Below are 754 nucleotides of genomic sequence, written 5' to 3' on the forward strand. Positions count from 1 at the left end.
GACCGATAGCTCGGTCGCGTCGCTTTCGACTTCGACTTCGACGGGGCTCTCGTCGGCCAATAGTTCGATCACGTCGCTCTCGACTTCGACCTCGACGGGCCTGTCGTCGGCCAACAGCTCGATCACGTCGCTCTCGACTTCGACCTCGACGGGCCTGTCATCGGCCAACAGCTCGATCGGTTCTTTGTCGACCGGCCTCAGCTCGACCGATAGCTCGGTCGCGTCGCTTTCGACCTCGACTTCGACCGGTCTCTCGTCCGCTAACAGCTCGATCGGTTCTCTGTCGACGGGCCTCAGCTCGACCGACAGCTCGGTCGCGTCGCTCTCGACCTCGACTTCGACTGGTCTCTCGTCGGCCAACAGCTCAATCGGCTCTCTGTCAACCGGCCTCAGCTCGACCGATAGCTCGGTCGCGTCGCTTTCAACCTCGACCTCGACTGGTCTCTCGTCGGCGAACAGCTCAATCGGCTCTCTGTCGACCGGCCTCAGCTCGACCGACAGCTCGGTCGCTTCGCTTTCGACCTCGACTTCGACCGGCCTCTCGTCCGCTAACAGCTCGATCGGTTCTCTGTCGACGGGCCTCAGTTCGACCGATAGCTCGGTCGCGTCGCTGTCGACTTCGACGTCGACTGGCCTCTCGTCGGCGAATAGCTCGATCACGTCTCTGTCGACTTCGACTTCGACCGGCCTCTCGTCGGCAAACAGCTCGATCGGATCGCTGTCTACCGGCCTCAGCTCGACCGATAGCTCGGTC

1 protein-coding gene is annotated in these 754 nt (G+C 62.5%); it reads right to left on the reverse strand.

The features are described 5' to 3' along the window. On the reverse strand, positions 1-754 hold a 754-nt coding region (locus HMPREF3115_RS33000; protein WP_305367006.1), incomplete at both ends, for a hypothetical protein.

It is taken from the genome of Burkholderia sp. HMSC10F09, from assembly GCF_001806955.1.
In the GTDB taxonomy this organism is placed as follows: domain Bacteria; phylum Pseudomonadota; class Gammaproteobacteria; order Burkholderiales; family Burkholderiaceae; genus Burkholderia; species Burkholderia multivorans.